This is a genomic window from Pseudomonas sp. BJa3 (assembly GCF_026343815.1).
GTDB lineage: Bacteria > Pseudomonadota > Gammaproteobacteria > Pseudomonadales > Pseudomonadaceae > Aquipseudomonas > Aquipseudomonas soli.
Genome location: NZ_JAOXMC010000035.1, coordinates 1 through 19,882, shown reverse-complemented (window position 1 = coordinate 19,882; position 19,882 = coordinate 1). Strand labels below are relative to the sequence as shown.

16 protein-coding genes and 1 pseudogene are annotated in these 19,882 nt (G+C 65.3%); 3 read left to right on the top strand and 14 right to left on the bottom strand.

The window, feature by feature from the left end; translation table 11 throughout:
- From OH705_RS26500 to OH705_RS26480, 5 genes are all read right to left on the bottom strand, one after another.
- The coding region (locus OH705_RS26500) for a filamentous hemagglutinin N-terminal domain-containing protein (protein WP_267303359.1) at window positions 1-2,005 on the bottom strand (2,005 nt) is incomplete at its 3' end.
- A gap of 23 nt (window positions 2,006-2,028) precedes the next feature.
- The gene (locus tag OH705_RS26495; protein WP_267303358.1) at window positions 2,029-3,738 is read right to left on the bottom strand and encodes a ShlB/FhaC/HecB family hemolysin secretion/activation protein; all 1,710 of its coding nucleotides are present in this window, start codon (window positions 3,736-3,738) and stop codon (window positions 2,029-2,031) included.
- Window positions 3,739-3,918: 180 nt separating this feature from the next.
- Window positions 3,919-5,337 (bottom strand): short-chain fatty acid transporter, encoded by a 1,419-nt coding sequence (locus OH705_RS26490; RefSeq protein WP_094012630.1) that lies wholly within the window; start codon window positions 5,335-5,337, stop codon window positions 3,919-3,921.
- Window positions 5,338-5,517: 180 nt separating this feature from the next.
- Window positions 5,518-6,174: a CoA transferase subunit B gene (locus tag OH705_RS26485; RefSeq protein ID WP_023632551.1), complete on the bottom strand. Its 657-nt coding sequence runs from the start codon at window positions 6,172-6,174 to the stop codon at window positions 5,518-5,520.
- Between the two features lie 35 nt (window positions 6,175-6,209).
- Window positions 6,210-6,908, bottom strand: coding sequence for a CoA transferase subunit A (locus tag OH705_RS26480; protein ID WP_023632552.1), 699 nt, complete (start codon window positions 6,906-6,908; stop codon window positions 6,210-6,212).
- Between the two features lie 120 nt (window positions 6,909-7,028).
- Here OH705_RS26480 and OH705_RS26475 point away from each other — a divergent pair, with 120 nt between their 5' ends.
- Together OH705_RS26475 and OH705_RS26470 are read left to right on the top strand one after the other, a co-directional pair.
- The gene (locus OH705_RS26475; protein ID WP_038706217.1) at window positions 7,029-7,934 is read left to right on the top strand and encodes a LysR family transcriptional regulator; all 906 of its coding nucleotides are present in this window, start codon (window positions 7,029-7,031) and stop codon (window positions 7,932-7,934) included.
- The gene (locus OH705_RS26470; RefSeq protein ID WP_104443783.1) at window positions 7,922-8,743 is read left to right on the top strand and encodes an aldo/keto reductase; all 822 of its coding nucleotides are present in this window, start codon (window positions 7,922-7,924) and stop codon (window positions 8,741-8,743) included. The genes OH705_RS26475 and OH705_RS26470 overlap by 13 nt, the downstream gene beginning before the upstream one ends.
- 3 nt (window positions 8,744-8,746) lie before the next feature.
- Here the strand turns inward: OH705_RS26470 and OH705_RS26465 are convergent, their stop codons facing one another.
- The 8 genes from OH705_RS26465 to OH705_RS26430 form a co-directional block, all read right to left on the bottom strand.
- A complete protein-coding gene (locus tag OH705_RS26465) occupies window positions 8,747-11,821 on the bottom strand; it encodes an error-prone DNA polymerase (protein ID WP_267303357.1) in 3,075 nt (1,024 codons plus the stop codon).
- Window positions 11,818-13,236 carry a Y-family DNA polymerase gene (locus OH705_RS26460; RefSeq protein ID WP_267303356.1) on the bottom strand — a complete coding sequence of 473 codons (1,419 nt, stop codon included), beginning with the start codon at window positions 13,234-13,236 and terminating at the stop codon, window positions 11,818-11,820. Before OH705_RS26460 ends, OH705_RS26465 begins: the two co-directional genes overlap by 4 nt.
- 6 nt (window positions 13,237-13,242) lie before the next feature.
- The gene (gene imuA / locus OH705_RS26455) at window positions 13,243-13,863 is read right to left on the bottom strand and encodes a translesion DNA synthesis-associated protein ImuA (RefSeq protein WP_038706221.1); all 621 of its coding nucleotides are present in this window, start codon (window positions 13,861-13,863) and stop codon (window positions 13,243-13,245) included.
- Window positions 13,863-14,480: a transcriptional repressor LexA gene (lexA, locus tag OH705_RS26450; protein ID WP_177182959.1), complete on the bottom strand. Its 618-nt coding sequence runs from the start codon at window positions 14,478-14,480 to the stop codon at window positions 13,863-13,865. Before lexA ends, imuA begins: the two co-directional genes overlap by 1 nt.
- Window positions 14,481-14,541: 61 nt before the next feature.
- Window positions 14,542-16,140 (bottom strand): hypothetical protein, encoded by a 1,599-nt coding sequence (locus OH705_RS26445; protein ID WP_267303354.1) that lies wholly within the window; start codon window positions 16,138-16,140, stop codon window positions 14,542-14,544.
- Window positions 16,141-16,143: 3 nt separating this feature from the next.
- Entirely contained in the window at window positions 16,144-16,905 is a 762-nt protein-coding gene (locus OH705_RS26440; RefSeq protein ID WP_023630672.1) for a hypothetical protein, read from the bottom strand.
- Between the two features lie 164 nt (window positions 16,906-17,069).
- A complete protein-coding gene (locus tag OH705_RS26435; protein WP_052062209.1) occupies window positions 17,070-17,597 on the bottom strand; it encodes a thioesterase family protein in 528 nt (175 codons plus the stop codon).
- Window positions 17,598-17,865: 268 nt separating this feature from the next.
- A complete protein-coding gene (locus tag OH705_RS26430; protein WP_023630671.1) occupies window positions 17,866-18,276 on the bottom strand; it encodes an acyl-CoA thioesterase in 411 nt (136 codons plus the stop codon).
- A gap of 197 nt (window positions 18,277-18,473) precedes the next feature.
- Between OH705_RS26430 and OH705_RS26425 the strand changes: the two genes are divergently transcribed.
- Window positions 18,474-19,139 (top strand): HAD family hydrolase, encoded by a 666-nt coding sequence (locus OH705_RS26425; RefSeq protein ID WP_267303353.1) that lies wholly within the window; start codon window positions 18,474-18,476, stop codon window positions 19,137-19,139.
- 586 nt (window positions 19,140-19,725) lie between these two features.
- Here OH705_RS26425 and OH705_RS26420 read toward each other — a convergent pair.
- Window positions 19,726-19,882, bottom strand: a pseudogene (locus OH705_RS26420) (IS110 family transposase); the annotation flags it as partial.

Here is a 19,882-nt window from a genome sequence, read left to right as displayed (position 1 = left end):
GGCCCTGGTCGCGGTTGTCGAGGTGGTCGATGGTCAGTGTCAGTGCGCCGTCGGCCTCGATCTTGCCGCCGCGGTTGTCCCAGCGCTGGCCCTGCAGGGTCAGCAGGTCCTTGCCCACCAGGCGGCCACCGCGGTTGTCCAGCTGCCCCGCGTCGATATGGGTGTCGCCCACGCCGTTCACCAGGCCCTTGGCCTGGTTGTCCAGCAGCCCGGTGATCTTGGCGGTGAGCGTGCCGTCGCTGAGCAGTTTGCCTTGCTCGCGGTTGTCGAGGCTGGCGGCTTCTACCTGAGTGGTGCCGGCGCTGGAGATCTCGCCGTGGCGGTTGTCGATGGCTGCGCCCGCGACCAATGCCAGGCCGGCCTTGCTGGTGACCACGCCGCCCTGGTTATTCAGGGCCTGGGCGGTCAGGTCGAGGGTGGCCTGGCTGGCGATCCGGCCGGAGCGGTTGTCCACCAGCCCCTGGCTGGTGACGGTGATGCCGCGGTTGGCCAGGACCTTGCCAGTGCGGTTGTCCAGGCTGCCGAGGTTCAGGGCCAGGGTATCGAGGCTGGACAGTTCGCCGGCCTGGTTGTCCAGATGGGCCCAGGTGGCGTTCAGCGCGCCCTGGCTGGTGATCTGGCCACGGTCGCCGTTGAGCAACTGGCCACCGGTGAGGGTCATGCGCCCGTCGGCGAGCACTTTGCCCTGCTGACGGTTATCCAGGGTCGCGGCATTGACGCTGAGGTCGCGCCCGGCGCTGAGGCTACCGCCCTGGTTGTCCAGGTGGGTGCCGGTGGAGAGGGTCAGGTCGCCGCTGGCGATCAGGCGCTGGTTGCGGTTGTCCACCGCACCGGCGCTGATCTTCAGGTCGGCGCCGGCCACGCGCTGACCATCGATGTTGATACCCGCCTGGATACCGCCAAGGTTGCTCAGTTGGCCGCCAGCGTTCAACTGTACCTGGCCCCCGGCAGTCAGCCCCTGGCGGTTGACCAGCTCGCCGCGGCTGTCCAGCTGCAGTTGCTGGCCGGCATGCACCGGGCCCTGCGCATCGATAGCCGCCGCCTGCAGGCGTACGTCGCCGCTGGCGCTGGCCTGGGCCATGTGCAACTGGCCGTTGGCCTCGAGCTGGATATCGCCGCCGCTGGCGATCATCCGCCCATCCAGGCGCACGCCCACACCGGCCTCGGTGCCCACCAGCCTGACCGCGCCGGCATACATGCCGCCCAAGGCGCTGGAGTCGATGGCCAGGCTCGGCTTGGCACTGCCGTCGTCCTGACGCGCCGTGGCCGCCAGGGTGCGCGCATCGACATCGTTGCGCCCGGCGACGATGGCCAGGTTGCGGGCCTGGATCTCGGCGTTGATCTTCGTGCTGCGGGCAATCAGCTCGAAGCTGTCGACGTTGCTGGCGTTGAGCCCCGCGCCTTCGATGGCGATATGGCCCTGGTCGACCTGGTAACGGCTCAGCTGGCCGTTCTCGAGCACCGGTTTGCCGGTGCTGAGCGTGGCCTGTGGCGTGTTGATGAAGCCGCAGCCATCGCAGGTGATGCCGTGGGGGTTGGCGACGATGACGTGCGCACCGCGCCCGGCCACTTCGGTGTAGCCGCGCAGTTGGCTGGCGTTGGCGCCGTTGACCTCGTTGAGGATGACGTTGGCCGCGGTGCCCTGCAGGTTCGGGTTGCCGAGGATGATGCCGCCCAGCTGGGTGGCCTGGGTGCGGTCGGTGGCGTTGTTGAGGATCAGCCCCTGCTGGCCGACGTTGTAGTCGCTGAACTGGTTGTGCGACAGGCCGCTGCCGTTGGGCGCGGCGATATTGACGATGGGCACGCCGTTGCCCGCTTTATCCAGGCTGGTGCCCGGCCCGCTGACCACCACGCCTTCGGCGGCCTGGGCCCACAGCGGCTGCCAGAACATGGCGTTGGCCAGCAGCAGCGCCAGGCCGCGCTTGGGCAACCCGCAGAACTGCTCGCGCGGCTGAATTTTGGCCGAGCGTTGGCGGGCCAGGAAGGCAAACAGGCGAACATCCATGTCAAATCTCGTGAATCAGGTGATCAGATGAAAAAGTCGAGGCGGAAGTAGACCGGGCGTTCCTTTTCGGTCAGCACGTCGGGGCGTTCCAGGCTGTGGGCGAAGGTCACGCTGGCAGCCATATGCTGGCCGCGGGCGAACAGCTCCAGCGAGTGGCTGCTGGCACGGCCGTGGTACTGGCCGTTGTAGCGGTCGTTGCGGATCACGCCCAGGTCGTAGCCCAGGCCCAGGCCGTACTCGGCCACCAGCGGCTGCAGCAGCGGCCAGCTCACCGGGCGGGTCCAGCGCAGGTCGTTGCGCCAGTAGCCGCCGCTGTCGCCGGACAGCGACTGGTCCTTCAGGCCGCGTACCGACGACAGACCACCAAGGCTGATGCGCTGCGGGCTGAACAATACGTCCTCGCTGCGCTGGCCGGTGGCCAGGCTGCTGAAGCTCAGGCGCTCGCCGAGCACTTCAAAGCCCTGTACATAGCTGACGGTGGCGCTGTACTTGCGGTAGCGCGCCACTGGTTGGCCGGGGCGCGGGTGGGCATTGTCCTGGGCGTCGAAGGCGCCGATGCCTTCCTGAGTGCCCAGGTCGATGTTGACGAAGGCATTGCCCAGGCGGCGGCCGTGGTTGATGCCGAACTGCGCCTCGCTCAGGCGGTTGCTGCTGCCCTCCAGGCGGCTGTCCTCGATGTAGTTGTTGGTGCGCAGGTGGGCCATGCCGGCATTCAGCGAGGTCTTGCTGGTGGCATCACGGTGCACCACGCGCTCGGCGCGCAGCTGGTGGTTCTGGCTGTCACCGGTCTGCTTGAAGGCAAAGCCGTTGGCCTGGGCCAGGGAGCGGTACTCGCTCTCGCTGTAGCTGTAGGTGAAGTTCCACCAGCCCCACGGCAGGTTGTAGTACAGCACGCCGTTCTTCGAACCCTGGGTGTGGTCGCTGACCACGTCGTGGCCACCGCGCAGCATGAGCTGGTCGGCCAGGCCCAGCGGGCTGTCCCATTCCAGGCCGAGGTTGAGCATCTGTTCCCCGGTGCTGCGCTGGCCTTCATTGTTGCGCGACAGCGAGGCGCGCCAGGGTTTCTGCTGGGTGTTGCGCACCAGCACTTCGCTACCGCCGACGGCCTTGCCGGGGGTCAGCTCCATCTGCGCCTTGTTCGACGGCAGGCGGTTGAGCTGATCGACCATCTGCTCGACTTCGCGCAGGTTCAGACGCTGCTCGACTTCACCGGGGAAAACCATGGCCAGCTCGCGCTCGCTCAGGCCGCTGGCCGGGTCCGGGCGCAGCCCTTCCAGGCGCCCTTCCACCACCAGCACCTGCAGGTGGCCCGAAGACAGGTCCTGCTGCGGGAGGTAGGCGCGGCTGGTGACCAGGCCGCAGCCCAGGTAATGGTCGGTGATCGCCTTGAGCAAGGCATTGAGCTGGGTGACACCCAGGCACTGGTCGATGAAAGGCTTGAGCAGGCTGTCGCGATCGGCGGCGGACAGGCTGTCGGCGCCCTTGAGCTCGATGGTGTGGATATCGAAGCAGCGGGTATCTTCGGGCCGTTGCTGCTGGGTAGGTTGCGCGCTTTCGCCGGGCAGGTTGCGCAGGTCCTCGAGGCGCCGTTGCTGCTCTTCGAGCAGGCGGTTCTGGCGTTCACGGATCAGGTCCTGGTCACCCGGTGAAACGGCCCAGGCCAACGGGCTGCACAGTGTTGCAACAAATGCGAAGCGCGCATAATTGCGCGCTGAGTGAAGACGTACCGGCATACCTGTCCCTGGTGATCAACGCAAAGTGGCGCGCATAGTAAGTGGCCAGCATATTGGCGTCAATTTGCCATCAGTCAGCTTTTTCGGAGACTCCGGTAGGAAGCTGCACAAGCGCCGATCCATAGCGCTTGTGCGCTCATCAGACTCCCTTCCAGGCAGGCGTCTGATGAATCTGCCTGATCAGGGCATTACAGGCGGGACATATTGCAACGTGGTGCCCAGCGCCCACAGCAACACCAGCACCAGCGGTACATGCACCAGCAACTGCACGAACGAGAAGCCGATCAGGTCACGCGCCTTGAGCCCCAACACCCCCAGCAGCGGCAGCATGTAGAATGGGTTGATCAGGTTCGGCAGCGCCTCGGCGGCGTTGTAGATCTGCACCGCCCAGCCCAGGTGGTATTGCAGGTCGTTGGCTACCAGCATCACGTACGGCGCCTCGATGATCCACTTGCCACCGCCGGACGGAATGAAGAAGCCAAGCACCGCCGAGTACACGCCCATCAGCAAGGCGTAGGTGTCATGGGTGGCGATCTGGGTGAAGAACAGCGAGATATGGTGGGCCAGGGTCTGGGCGTCCGCGCCCTTGACCTGGGTGAGAATGGCGGCGATCGAGCCGTACAGCGGGAACTGGATCAGCACCCCGGTGGTGGTCGGCACGGCGCGAGCCACGGCATCGAGGAAGCTGCGCGGGCGCCAGTGCAGCAAGGCACCGAGCATGATGAACAACAGGTTGTAGGTGTTCAGCCCGGAAATCGCGGTGATCGCCGGCTTGGTGGCGAACTCCTGGTACAGCCAGCCAGCGGCCAGGGCCACCAGCAGCAGGATCAGGATCGGGCTGTATTCCAGCCACTCACCCGGACGCGTGCGCTGGGGCGAAGGTGGTGCGCTGAAGCTCGGGTCCACTCCACAATCCTGCGCGCTGCGGGCGCTGTTCGGGCCGGGCGCGGTGGCATAGGCGACGATCAGCGAGACGATCACCAGGGCGGCGAGCATCACCCCGGACTGCCAGAGGAAGATGGTCTCGGTGAACGGGATCACCCCGGTGATCGACAGGATCGACGGCGGCAGGCTGGCCGGGTTGGCCTGCAACTGCGCGGCCGACGACGACAGGCCCAGCGCCCACACCGCGCCCAGGCCCAGGTAGGCGGCGGCGCCGGCGGCGCGGTAGTCCATCTTCAGGTCGGTGCGGCGCGCCAGGGCGCGCACCAGCAGGCCGCCGAACACCAGCGACAGGCCCCAGTTGAGCAAGGAGGCGAGCATCGAGATCAGCGCCACCCAGCACACCGCCGAGCGGCCGTTCTTCGGCAGCCGCGCCAGGCGGTCGATCAGCCGGGCGGCGGGTGGCGAGCTAGCCACCACATAGCCACCGATGACCACGAAGGCCATCTGCATGGTGAACGGGATCAGGCTCCAGAAGCCGTCACCGAAGGCCTTGGCGGTGTCGGTGGGCTTGCCGCCCATGGCCAGGGCGCCGAGGGCCACCAGCATCACGGCCAGGGCGGCGAACACCCAGGAATCGGGGAACCAGCGTTCGGCCCAGTTGGAGCAGCGCAGGGCAAAGCGGGCGGAGCGGCTGTCTTGGATATCAGCGGCCACGATGTTTTCCCTTTTTGGTTTTATTGGTGGATTTTGCAACAGACAAGGCAAAGCCCTATGGAAGCGCAAGCGTGGAACGGGCTCGCCCCGCGACAGCGCCCGACCAGGCGATCGTGGCACCTGGGCTGACGTCATCGCGGGGCAAGCGCGCTCCCACAAGCCCCCTCAGGGGAATGTTGATTAGAAGGTCATTTCCTCGACATCGTCCGGCACGATCAGCTTGCCGGCAGTCTTCGCGACGATTTCCTCGACACTCACGCCCGGCGCGGTCTCGCGCAGGATGAAGGCGCCGTTTTCAATCTCCAGGTAGGCCAGGTCGGTCAGCACCTTGCGGATGCAGCCGGCACCGGTCAGCGGCAGGCTGCACATGGGCAGCAGCTTGGACTCGCCGTCCTTGGAGGCATGGGTCATGGTGACGATGATGTTGTCGGCGCCGGCCACCAGGTCCATGGCGCCGCCCATGCCCTTGACCAGCTTGCCGGGGATCATCCACGAGGCGATGTTGCCCTGCACGTCCACCTCGAAGGCTCCGAGCACGGTGAGGTCGACATGGCCGCCACGGATCATGGCGAAGGATTGCGCCGAATCGAAGATCGACGCGCCACGGCGGGCGGTGACGGTCTGCTTGCCGGCGTTGATCATGTCGGCGTCGATGGTGGCTTCGGTGGGGAACTCGCCCATGCCCAGCAGGCCGTTCTCCGACTGCAGCATCACTTCCATGCCGTCGGGCACGTAGTTGGCCACCAGGGTGGGGATGCCGATGCCGAGATTGACGTAGTAGCCGTCCTTGAGTTCACGGGCGACGCGTTGCGCCATTTGTTCGCGGGTCAATGCCATAGTCAGGATCTCTTTGTTGTTCTTGAGGGCGGCGCTCAGGCCTTGACGGTGCGCTTTTCGATGCGCTTCTCGAAGGTGCCGACGATGACCCGGTCGACATAGATGCCCGGGGTGTGGATCTCGCTGGGCAGCAGCACGCCAGGCTCGACGATCTCTTCGACCTCGACCACGGTGATCTTGCCGGCGGTGGCGGCCAGCGGGTTGAAGTTCTGCGCGGTGTTGCGGTACACCACGTTGCCGTAGTGGTCGGCCTTCCAGCCTTTGACGATGGCGAAGTCGCCGGTGATGGATTCTTCGAGGATGTACTTGCGACCGTTGAACTCGCGTACTTCCTTGCCTTCGGCAACCGGGGTGCCATAGCCGGTGGCGGTGAAGAAGGCCGGGATGCCGGCGCCGCCGGCGCGCATCTTCTCGGCCAGGGTGCCTTGCGGGGTAAGCTCCACTTCCAGTTCGCCGCTGAGCAGCTGGCGTTCGAACTCGGCGTTCTCGCCGACGTAGGAGGCGATCATCTTGCGGATCTGCCGGTCCTCGAGCAGCACGCCGAGGCCAAAGCCGTCGACGCCGCAGTTGTTGGAGACCACGGTCAGGCCCTTGACGCCACGGCGCTTGATTTCGGCGATGAGGTTCTCGGGGATGCCGCACAGGCCAAAGCCGCCGGCCAGCACGGTCATGTCGTCGGTCAGGCCCGCCAGGGCCTCTTCATAAGTTGCTACACGCTTGTCCAGTCCGGCCATGCTCAGTCGCCTTTTGTAGTTGTTGGAACCGTATGGTCATCTTCACTGTAGCCGACTGATTTGTTAATTTTGTTTTCGTCATCGATTGATAACTTTTCCAAAACAAAGGGTCAACCCCTCATGAACGTCAAGCAGCTGCGGGCCTTCGTCACCGTGGCCAAGTACCAGAGCTTCGCCCAGGCCGGCGAGCACCTGCACGTGTCGCAACCGGCCCTGAGCCTGACCATCAAGGCCCTGGAGGACAACCTCGGCGGCGCCCTGCTCACCCGCACCACCCGCAGCGTCAGCCTGACCCCCGAGGGCGAGGTGCTGCTGCCCCTGGCCAGGCGCCTGCTCGCCGATTGGGACGATACCGAGGAAATGTTGCGCCAGCGCTTCACCCTGCAACTGGGCCGGGTGTCGGTGGCGGCAATGCCGGCGTTCGCCGGCAACCTGCTGCCACGGTCGCTGAAGGTGTTTCGCCAGCGCTACCCCAAGGTCAATGTCACCGTGCACGACGTGATCAACGAGCAGGTGCTGGAACTGGTGCGCCATCGCCGCGTCGAACTGGGCATCGGTTTCGAGCCGGAAAGCAGCGAGGCGCTGCGTTTCCACCCGCTGTACATGGATCGCTTCGTCGCCGTGGTGCCGGCCGACTCGCCCCTTGCCCAGCAGCCCCAGGTGCGTTGGCAGGAGCTGCTGGCCGAGGACTTCATCGCCCTGCAGCGGCCATCTGCGGTGCGCCTGCTGCTCGAACAGCACCTGGCCGCCAACCATGGCAAGCTGGCGGTGGCCTTCGAGAGCCATCAGTTGTCGACCATCGGCCGCATGGTCGCCAGTGGTCTGGGAGTCAGCGCGGTACCGGCGCTGTGCATCGAGCAGATGCAGGAGCTCGGCGCCCGTTGCGTGCCGCTGGTCGATCCCACCGTGGAGCGGCGCATCGGCGTGATCGCCCTGGGCGATCACAAGCTGTCCAAGGCCGCCGAGGCGCTGCTCGATGTGCTGCTGACCCATACCCATCCACAGGAGGTGACATGCGTTACGTGAATCTGGCGGGCTCCCGCGTTCCGGCCATCGGCCAGGGTACCTGGTACATGGGTGAGGACCCGGGCCACAGGGCCGCCGAAGTGGCGGCGCTGCAACAAGGCATCGACCTGGGCCTGGGCCTGATCGACACTGCTGAAATGTACGCCGAGGGCGGCGCCGAACAGGTGGTCGGCCAGGCCATCGCTGGGCGCCGGGACCAGGTGTTTTTGGTCAGCAAGGTCTATCCGCACAATGCCAGCCGACGCGGTGTGCCGGCCGCCTGCGAGCGCAGCCTCCAGCGCCTGGGCACCGACTGCATCGACCTGTACCTGCTGCACTGGCGCGGCCAGTACCCGCTGGACGAGACGGTGGAAGCCTTCGAGCGGCTGATCGAGCAGGGCAAGATTCGCCGCTGGGGCGTGTCCAATTTCGACCTCGACGACCTGCGCGAACTGGATAACAGGGCCTGCGCCACCAACCAGGTGCTGTACAACCCGGCCGAGCGTGGCATCGAATTCGACCTGCTGCCGTGGAGCCGCGAGCAGGGCTTGCCAACCATGGCCTACTGCCCGTTGGCCCAGGCCGGGCGCTTGCTGGGTCACCCGGTGCTGACGCAGATCGCCGAGCGCCATGGCGCCACGCCGGCCCAGGTGAGCCTGGCCTGGGTCACGCGCAATGATGGGGTGATCGCGATTCCCAAGGCGGTGGATCCGCAGCATGTGCGCTTGAATGCGGCGGCGGCCGACCTGGTGCTTGCCGAAGAGGACCTGCAAGCCATCGAGCAGGCGTTTCCGGCTCCGACACGCAAGCAGCGACTGGCGATGGTCTGAGGCTTAATGAAAGTCCCGGCTGCGCACATCAAGCCCCTGCAACAGCGGGCTGATGTCTTCCAGGCGCCGGGCGATCAGGTGCCGCACCCCGCTCTCCTGCTCCAGCCGCCCGCTCACCTTGAGCAACTTCGAACCTACCAGTTCGCGCCGTTGGCGCTCTGCCAGGTCGCGCCAGACCACTACGTTGACCATGCCATGCTCGTCCTCGAGGGTGACGAAGGTCACGCCACTGGCGGTCTGTGGTCGCTGGCGCCCGACCACGATGCCGGCGACGGCGATGCTGTCGCCATGCTCGACCCCTGCCAGCTCCCTTGAACTGCGACACCCCAGCGCGCGCAAGCGTGTCCGCAACAGGGTCAGGGGGTGCGGCCCGAGGGTGGTGCCCAGGGTGTCGTAGTCGGCGGCCAGGTCTTCGGCAATGCTGGGTGCAGGCAAGGCCACCGCCTGTTCAAGTGTCGATTCAACCTCGGCGAACAACGGCAGTTGCGCCTGCACCGCCGCCACCTGCCAGCGCGCCTGGTGGCGGTCGCCAGCCAGCCCGCGCAGTGCCCCGGCATCGGCCAGGCGCGCCCGGGCCCGGCCATCGAGCCGGGCGCGCAGGCACAGGTCCTCGACATCCCGCCAGGGGCGCTGCGCCCTCGCCTGCTCCAGGCGCCGGGCATCGCCTTCGCTGAAGCCGCGGATCTGGCGCAGGCCCAGGCGGATGGCCAGTTCGTTCTCGCCCAGTGCCTCCAGGGTGCAATCCCACTCGCTGTGGAACACATCCACCGGGCGCACCTCGATGCCCTGGCGGCGCGCCTCCTGCAGCAACTGGTCGGGGCTGTAGAAGCCCATCGGCCAGCTGTTGACCAGCGCGCAGGTGAAGATCGCCGGCTCATGGCACTTGAGCCAGCTGCTGGCGTAGCACAAAAGGGCAAAGCTGGCAGCGTGGGACTCGGGGAAGCCGTAGCTGCCAAAGCCCTTGATCTGCTCGAAGATACGCTCGGCAAAGGCCAGCTCGTAGCCATTACGGAGCATGCCCGCGATCAGCCGCTCGCGGTGCGGCTCCAGGCCGCCATGGCGCTTCCAGGCGGCCATGCTGCGGCGCAACTGGTCGGCCTCGCCGGGGCTGTAGTCGGCGGCGACCATGGCCAGCTCCATCACCTGCTCCTGGAACAGCGGCACGCCCAGGGTGCGCTCGAAGACGGCCTTGAGCTTTTCCGATGGGTAGGTGACCGGCTCCTGTTCGAGCCTGCGGCGCAGGTATGGGTGGACCATGTCGCCCTGGATCGGCCCCGGACGGACGATGGCCACCTCGATCACCAGGTCGTAGAACTTCACCGGCTTGAGCCGGGGCAGCATGGCCATCTGCGCCCGCGACTCGATCTGGAACACGCCCATGGTCTCGGCGCGGCCGATCATGGCGTAGGTGGCCGGGTCTTCCTTGGGCAGGGTCGCCAGCGTGTACTCGCGGCCCCGGTGCCGGGCGATCAGGTCGAAGCAGCGGCGCAGCGCGCTGAGCATGCCCAGCGCCAGCACGTCGACCTTGAGCAGGCCGACCATGTCCAGGTCGTCCTTGTCCCACTGGATCACCGTGCGCTCGGCCATCGCCGCGTTCTCCACCGGCACCAGCTGGTCCAGCGGCTGTTCGGAGATGACGAAGCCCCCCGGGTGTTGCGACAGGTGCCGGGGAAAGCCGATCAGCTCCCCCGCCAGCACCAGGATGCGCCGCAGCGACGGGCTGTGCGCATCGAACCCGGCCTCGGCCAGGCGGGCGGCATCCGGGATGCGGTCGCTCCAGCGCCCGCAGCACTTGGCCAGGGCGTCCACCTGGTCGGCCGGCAGGCCGAGCACTCGCGCCACATCGCGCACCGCGCCGGCGGCGTGGTAGCTGCTGACCACCGCGGTGAGCGCCGCCCGGTGCCGGCCGTAGCGCTGGAACACGTACTGGATCACCTCTTCGCGGCGCTCATGCTCGAAATCCACGTCGATGTCCGGCGGCTCGTTGCGCTCGCGGGAAAGAAAGCGTTCGAACAGCAGGCGGTGTTCCATCGGGTCGAGCTCGGTGATGCCGAGGACAAAGCACACCACCGAGTTGGCCGCCGAGCCGCGCCCTTGGCAGAGGATGCGCTGGCGGCGGGCGAAGGCGACGATGTCGTGGACGGTGAGGAAGTAGCTCTCGTAGCCCAGTTCCTCGATCAGCGCCAGCTCCCGCTCCAGCACCGTGTTCACCTTGTCGCTCGGGCCCTGGGGCCAGCGTTCGGGCAACCCTCGGCGGCACAGTTCGCGCAGCCAGCTGGCCGGGGTCTGCCCCTCGGGCACCAGCTCACGCGGGTATCGGTATTGCAACTGCGACAGGTCGAACGTGCACCGCGCCGCGACCTGTGTGGCCTGCGCGAGCAGATCGTCGGGGTACAGCTCGCGCAACTGCTCGAGCGACCTCAGGTGACGCTCGCCATTGGCGAACAGGTACCGCCCCGCCTCGGCGACCGCGCAATGTTCGCGGATGGCGGTCATGCAGTCCTGCAGCGCCCGCCGGCCACGCAGGTGCATGTGCACATCGCCGCAGGCCACCAGCGGAATATCGAGCCGTGCCCCTAGCGCGCGCAGGTAAGCCAGGCGCTGGGCGTCGTCGGCCCCGCGGTGCAGGTGTACCGCCAGCCACAGGCGCCCGGCGAACAGCGGCTGCAGCCAGGCCCCGGCGCTGTCGCCTGACTCGGCCACCCACAGCGCCAGCAAGCCCTGGTGATGGGCCTCGAGGTCCTCGACGAGCAACTGGTAGCTGCCCTTCTGCGAACGCCGCCGGGCGCGGGTGATCAAGGCGCAGAGGCTCTGGTAGCCGGCAAGGTCCTGTGCCAGCAGGACCAGCTTCGGCCCCTGGTGCACCCGCACCTCGCTGCCGACGATCAACCGCACCTGATGCTGCTTTGCCGCCTGCCAGGCCCGGACGATGCCTGCCAGGGTGCATTCGTCGGTGATCGCCAGGGCCTGGTAACCCTGCTCGCGGGCGCGGCGGAACAGCTCGTCGGCACTGGAGGCGCCACGCTGGAAACTGAAGTTCGACAGGCAGTGCAGCTCGGCGTAGCCGGGGGCGCTCATGCGAACCAGCCTTGCAGCCACAACGGCCCCGGGGCCGCGAGGTCGCGGAAGGCCCAGCCGCGCAGGCCATCACGGGTTTCGATGCGGTAGTAGTCGCGCCGCACATCACCACCGTCCCACCAGCCGGACTCGATACGCTCGGCCTGTCCGAGCAGTTGCAGGCCGGTCTCGGACAGCACCTGAGGCACCGGCAGCAACCAGCCGGGGCGTCGACCAGGGGCCATCACCAAATGGCCCTGCCCACCCTGCTCCACTCCTTGCCAGGCGCACTCGGGGCGATGATCGGCCTCGGCGCGCAAGCCCTTGACCGCGTCATCGCCCAGCCGCGCGCGCAGGCGCTCGCGCAGTTGGTCCCAAGGCTGGGCCTGCTGCGCACGCGGGTCGAACAGCGCCTGGTGCTGAGGCACGAACGGTGGCAGGTCGGCGGCCAGCAGCCGCAGGTTGCGCACCGGCGCCGGGATGCGCAGCGGCTCCAGGCGGCCACGGGCAAGCTCGAACAACAGCGAGGCGTCGCGCTCGGCGGCCAGCATGCCGACCTTGAGCACGGTGTCGGCGCCTTCGGCATGCTCCAGGTGCAACTCGAACCGCTGCACGCCACAGTCACGCCCGGCGAGGAAAGCCGCCAGGTCGTGGATAAGACGACGCAGGGGGAACAGCAGCGCCTGGTGCGACTCGACGTCGAAGTTCAGCTCCAGCCGCGCCTCGAAACGGTCGGGCGGCTGGTAGAAATCCAGCCCCAGGCTACGCAGGCCGAGCAGTTGGTCCAAGTGCAACTGCACCTGGGCGCTGAAACGCCTGGCCAGGGCATCCCGGGGTAACGCCAGTACCTGCCCGAGGCGGCGCAGGCCCATGCGGGCGAAGGCTTCGGCTGCCTCGCTGGGCAGGCCGACACGCTCGACGGGCATGTCGAGCAAGGCGTCGCGGGTTGCCTGCGGACAGTTCAGCGCCAGGCCATCATGGCCGTTGGCGAGCATTCTCGCCGCCACCGGGTTGCTGGCCAGCACGATGCGCTGGCGCAAGCCGAGTGCCGCCAGTTCCTCGCGCAGGCGCGCCTCGAACGACGGCCACGGGCCGAACAGTTGCAGGCTCGAGCCCACTTCCAGCAACAACGCACGGGGATAGTGCAGGCTGACCTGGGCGCTGAAACGGTAGGCCCAGGCCGCGAGCAACTGTTGCAGTTGCTCGATACGCGCCGGTTCGACATCGACGCAGGCGAAACCGTCGGCCAGGGCACGGGCGGCGGTCAATGCCTGGCCGGCGCGCAGGCCCAGCGCACTGGCTGCCGGGTTGACCGCCCGCAGCACGCGGCGCTGGGGCGGCCCGCCAAGCAGCACCAGCGGTGCCTCGGGGTCGTCGCGTTCGCGCAGGACAGTGTCCAGCGCCAGCTGGGGAAACAGGATGCAGGCCCAGAGCATGGCGCATCACCCCTGCCCTGGGCAGGCGATGGGTGCGGCAGGCGGCAGGCCACCCCGGCACTTGAGCACTCGCCACTGTGCCGGGCGCAGGTCGAGGGCAATGCGCAGGGCGGCGGGCGAAGGGTTCAGCGCGGCCTGTCGCGGGCGGCAGGCGAACGCCAGCGCGTTGCCGGTTTCCGCGGCCACTTGCAAACGCCGCAGCGCCCGATCATCGGCACGCTCCGGCCAGCACAACACCGCGGCGCAACTGCCCGAGCGCAGGCACTGCTCGGCCGCCCACAGGGCATCGCCGGCCTCGGCGTCGACCTGCACCAGCCAGCGCAGGTCGACTCCGGCAGCCTGCCAGGCCGGTGCATAAGGGATGAACGGCGGCGCCACCAGCACCACCCGCTGCCCTTCCCCACTCAGCCGGGCAAGCGTGGGCCAGAGCAACTGCAACTCACCGCAGCCGGGGCTGGCCAGCAGCAGCTCGCTGAGCGACGCCGCCGGCCAACCGCCTTCCGGCAGCCGACCATCGAGGGTGGCATGCCCGGTGGGCTGCAGGCCCTGCGGGCGCGCCCGGGCCTGCCGCCCGCGCCATACCTGGCGCTGGTCGAGCAGCCGGTCGAGTTCGACCACCGCGCCCATCAGTCACGCCTCAGCAAGCCGCAGAACACGCCTTCGATGAAGAACTCGCGCTCGGGGCTCACATCGATGGGGGCATAGGCCGGGTTGCGCGGCAGCAGGCGATAACCGCCGCGGATGCGCTGCAGGCGTTTGATGGTCACCTCGCCGTCGAGCCGGGCGACCACGATCTGCCCGTCGCGGGCCTCGCCCTGCTGGCGAATGCCGACCAGGTCACCGTCGAAGATGCCGTCGTCGACCATCGAGTCGCCGCGCACCTTGAGCAGGTAGTCAGGGGTACGCCGGAACAGGCTGGGGTCGAGCAGCAACTGCTCGTGGATATCGAGGTCGGGCCCGATCGGCGCACCGGCGGCGACCTGGCCGAGCACCGGCACTTCGAGGATCTCGGGCCGGCGCAGCGGCTCGGCCAGGCGGATGCCCCGCGCCTGGTTGGGGGTGACGTCGATGAAGCCGCCCTGGCTCAGGGCGGTGATGTGCTTGCGCGCCACGCTGCGCGAAGCGAAACCGAAGCGCTCGGCGATGTCGGCCAGCGACGGCGGCTGGCCTTGATCGGTGATGCGCTCGCGGATGAATTCGAGGATGGCGCGGCGTTTGGGGGATAGATTGTCCATGGAGCACATTTGTACTCCTTTCTGCGAAAACTGAACAGACCCCTTCGTCGCCGGCCTTCCGCGCCCAGGCTCAGTAGCGAATGGACAAAGCGATCGCCTCGTTTGGCGTCTGGTGTTTCTCCAGTAGCGCGAGTACGTCCTTCTTCAGTTGCGCCTGCTTGTCGATCAGCGGCAGGTCGCGGAACTTGTAGTCCAGGTCGGCATAGCTCTCCGAGACACCGGCATTGAGGTGGTTCTTGCCGAAGGTGTGCACGATGTGCTTGGACTTCCAGATGTCGTACTGGCTGAACACCTGTTCCGCGGGCAAGTGCTTGGCGACCGCGAACGGCAGCCGGGTCAGCAGGCAGTAGTTCATCTTGTACTTGTGGAACTGGTAGTGCTCCAGGGAGTGGACGAACGATACGTACCAGATATAGGTGGCGATCACTTCGATGTTGAAGGCCTTGTCATTGGCCTGGCACGGCAGGTTGACATAGCGGCACAGCTCGGCGACCCAGTTGTTGATGTAGGGCTCGGAGCCGTCGCGCAGCAGATCGTCGTAACTGGCCGTGATGAACTTCAGCACCGCCGCGTAGTAGTCGCGGTACTGGGCGTTGAGTGCGTGCTGGCCATTGAGGTACTGGTCGAACGGGATGGCGAACTTGATCTCGAATTTCTGGGTCAGCGCCTGGTCTTCGGTGTCGCGCTTGTTGTACATGTTCAGGGCGTTTTCATAGCCGACCTTGTAGAAGGTCTGCGCCGAGTAGTAGCCGATGCAGCTGTAGAGGAACTTGTCGGCGATGCCTGTGGTTTCGCGCAGCGACAGCGGCGATTCCTTGAACTGGTGGTTGAGCATCAGGATATAGGCGGTGTGCGGGTCCATCAGCTTGTGGAAGTTGGAGCCCTTGGGCACCAGGTTGAACAGGAACGCCGCTCCCATTTCGGCGAAGAACAGGTGATGGTGCAGGTGCGCGCCGAGGATGAAGAACACCATGGTGTTCGACATGAAGTAGACCTTGGCCAGGTCCCAGTGCGGCTCGCCCGGGCCGACGCTGAAGCCGTCGCGCAGGGTGATGCGCATGCTGTCGGTGGCGAAGTCCTGGGCGATGGAAATGCTGGCCACGTCGAACACCGAGCTGGACAGGCGGATCTCGCGGGTGAAATCACGCATGTCGAAGGTCGATACGCCATCGACCGTCTGCAGGTAATGGGTGATCTGCGACGACATCAGGAAGACTTTCAGGTCCTCGTCGGAAATCGCCGTCGGTTGCGGGAACTGGCCCAGCGGTACTTTGTAGTAGTCGCGGTTGGCCTTGATGATCGACTGGATGTAGTTATGGTAGACCTTGTCTTTTCTCCAGCGATAGACCAGTTCGGCGGGCAGTTTCTTGGGGATGTAGCCCATGTGGTAGTCAGTGCCCGGGATCGCCGTGCTCTCCATCGAGATGGAGTCGCGGTTGTAGTGGCGGTAGCCGAAGTAGCGCGGCAGCAGCCATTTCAACTGCACCCACTTCCAGGCCAGGAAACTGGCGCTGAGATTGATCGCGTACAGCGACAGCAGCAACGGTACGAACTTTACGTAATACAGGCCGATGTACACATGCTTCAATGGCTCGGCCCGGGTCTTGCTCATCAACAGGATCACCGGGCTGGCGGTGATGAAAAACGCCAGCAGGATAACTTCCAGCATGCTTCAAACTCCTTGTTCGATCGCTTTGTTCTTCTTGCGGCTTGCGCCGTAGCTGTACAGGCAGGCGCCTGTGAAAATCACGTTGACGACGCTCCAGATGAGCGCGGCGTCGGGGCTGTACCAAGTCGTCAGATCGAAGGCCGGCAGGTTCATCAGCGGGGCGTCGCCGGCGATAGTGCGCACGAACAGGTAGAAGCCGAAGGTGTAGGCGCGGGCCTGGAAGTACAGGTCGGAGCGGCGCAGGAGCAAGGCGTAGGCCACCGGCGCCAGCAACAGCGGCAGTGCGTAGCCGAAGGTGGTGATCCGCGCCGAGTACAGGAAACACAGGTTCCAGGTGGTGTACAGGTAGGGCCAGTAGGCCGGGACGCGCACCACGAAATCACTGTGGCGGCCTGAGATCTCCCAGTGTTGGCGCGAGTACGGCAGGCACAGGATCAGGCCCACGGCGGCGACGATGTTGAGGACGTTGCCGGTTTGCCAGTCGATCACTGAGGCTTCGATGATGTTGAGCACGATCACCAGGTAGATGAGCTTGTAGATGAAACCTTCGATTTTCGGCCTGTACCTGGCGTAAGCCAGGAAGCACATGGGCAGCAGCACGCTGATGGTCTTGATGCGCATGAACAGGTTGGCGTTCGGCACCAGTAACGCCGGCAGCGACAGCACGAAGAAGGTCAGGCCCACCAGGCGGTAGCGCCTGAACAGCTCGGCGACCAGCAGCAAGACCGCAAAAAGAACCAACATCAACAACAAGGTGTTCGGCATGAGGTGTTTCCCTACTCATTCATGGATCGACGTGGGCCAGGCGCGAATGGCGGGCACGGCAAAGCCTGCCGCGCGCGGCGCCAGGCCAGAGGCCCGGTGCCGTGGAGCAATGGACGGATTACGTGGGTGTGGTGTTTGCCAAGTGGGCCGAGACGCGACCTGGCTCAGGCCTTGCCGAGCACGTGGGCCTCAGCCTCAAGCCATTTCCTGATGGCTTCGGGCATCGGCGCGGTAGTGGGTTCGACCTTGAGCTTTTCGGCGATCACCGCGTTGGCGACCAGGCCTTTGCGACCGACCCAGGCGCCCTTGGAATAACCAGTCACCACCACTTCACCGGCACGGTTGAAGAAGGTGTACTGGAAGTAGGTCCAGCTCTCGTCGAGGCAGCAGATGCTGAACTCGGCGGTGTATTGTTCGAACATGGAAAGTTGCTTTTTATAGACGACCAGATTACCGCCGAGCATGGGTTTCCAACCCAACTTGAAGGCAGGAATAAGGATCTTCGCACGCAGGCAAAGTTCCAGCATGAACAGATCGACAATCGTCATGTAACGGCCGTTGTTCATGTGTTTATTGATGTCTATATCGTTCGGCCAGACCCGCAGCGTACGCTGCAGCGTTTCGGTCAGGGCCATCGGCGGCTTGAAGAAACCGCGCAGAATAGCCAGCAACAGACGGATGTAGAGATTCATCCAGTTATCCCTCCCTAGGATTTTTATTATCGTTCCCTGTTCGGTCACCCGTTGTTTTTTCGGGTGGCCGCAAGCGGCGCGTTGCAGGCCTGCTTGTTTAATTCCGGAGCGGGGCGAAAGCTAACAGCTTTCAACAGGAGCAACCAGTGGCAACAGCCTCAATTAAACGGAAAAACGCAACTGAATAACCGGTCACGTTTGGACTTTATATCCAATTGATGCTGAAACGTTTGTTGGTTGATGACATATCTATCCGTAGTGATGCACATCAGTCTGTGGTGCTGCTCAGTGCCCGGCGCAGTGCCTCGGGCAGATCAACCGGTTGCTTGCTATCGGGGCAGACGCATACCTGGGTCATGCTGGCGCGGAAACATGACTCGCCACTGGCTCCTACCCCTTCCACATTGAAACTGAACGATGTGCGGCCGAGCGGCCCGCTGCTGACGTGCACGCGGATCAGGTCGTCCCAGGCCATCGGCGCCAGGAACTCGATGGACAATGCCCGTGCCGGCGGCATGACACCCATGGCGAACAGCTTGCGCAGGCCTTCGCCGCCCAGCTGGTGGGAAAGAAACTCGTGGATCGCCTCGATGACGAAGTAACTGATACGCGGCGTGTAGACGATCCCGGCGGGGTCGCAATCGCCGAACAGGATCTTGCGGGTGGTGACGAAAGGCATGGGGTGGGTGCTCCGTGCAGTGGATGCCTGGCAGCCGATAGTAACCGTTCAGGGTCTCTTGGGGCTGGAGCGTTTGCTCGGCAGCCCCACTGCCTGTGAGACTTGTGCCGAAAACGCGAAAGAACCGGCCAACTGCACTTTCCAATGCTGATGGCATAAGATGCTGCTGAATGGTTTCTCCCCCTTAAGGATGCCCGATGCTGACCGCCCTGCTGTTCGATCTCGATGGGACCCTCACCGATACCGACACGCTGCACTTGCAAGCCTTCCGCAAGCTGCTGTACGACTACGATGGCCGCGAGCTGACTCAGGAGCAGTTCAACACCCAGGTCAGCGGACGCTCCAACGGCCTGTTGTTCGCCGAGCTGTTTCCCCAGGCCGATGCCACCCACCGCCAGGTCCTGGCCGAGCGCAAGGAGGCGTTGTTCCGCGAACTGTCGCCAACCCTGACACCAATGCCCGGCCTGCTGCATCTGCTGGCACATGCCGAGCAGCACGGCATCGGCATGTGCGTGGTGACCAACGCGCCGCGCCTGAACGCCGAGCACATGCTCGGGGCCATGGGCCTTGGCGAGCGTTTCGGCCATGTGCTGGTCGCCGATGAGCTGGCACGGCCCAAGCCCGATCCCCTGCCCTACCTCACCGGGCTGCAGTGCCTGCAGGCCCAGGCCGGGCAGGCGCTGGCCTTCGAGGACTCGCTGCCTGGCGTCAAGGCGGCTGTCGATGCCGGCATCTTTACCGTGGGCCTGGCCACTACCCAGCCGGCCGAACGACTGCTGGAAGCCGGGGCGCGGCTGGTGATCGAAGACTATGACGATCCACGGTTGTGGGACATCATCGCGCGGATGCAGGCCACGGCCTGAACGATTGGTGCTTGTGGCATTGCGCAATAGGTCGGGTTGAGTCCTGCAAGCGCTCGAGCTGTTGCTGTTACTGATCAGAAGTCTATCCCCGAAGCCGCTAGCGACAGCTGCGTCATCCCAGGCGCCGCCCGTAACTTCGCGACTTCAGGAGGCCGAACGCAGGTCTTGCGGAGGGAGGTGACGGGCATGGATGCCCGTCAAGCGCTGCGCCCCAGGATGGGGCGTTCAGCGCGGTCCTCCCGGGAGCAAGGCCGGAGTGAGGGAACCCGGAGCGAAGCGGAGGGCCGGATGAATGGAGCGCACGGTTTTTGGTTCCTTTTTGCCACGACAAAATCTATGGTCACCCCATTTTTTGCAATACTGTTCATCAGATGGAATGGATGGCTTGCTTCAATCTATCCGGCGTCTATTGGGCTCGTATCCCGCGCCACGATGAGCATTCGCGCCTGGCGATCCTAATAAAGTAAGCGGCTTCCAAGAGCCAATTCGTCGTTCAGGATCATCGCCAGGCCGATTGGCCGTTTATTTCATCTGTTGTTCAGCTATCGCAAAACCTGATGGTGAAACACGGTGCAGCACTACGGGGTCAGGCGTTCATGGCGTCTGGCTCCGTTTTATATTGCGTATGCCGAGTGGTAATGGCCCACGCAATGCGTGCCAGTTTGTTGGCCAACGCGCAGGCCACCACATTGGAGTGACGTCGCGCGAGCAGTGAACACACCCAATCAGCCAATGGGCCTTTC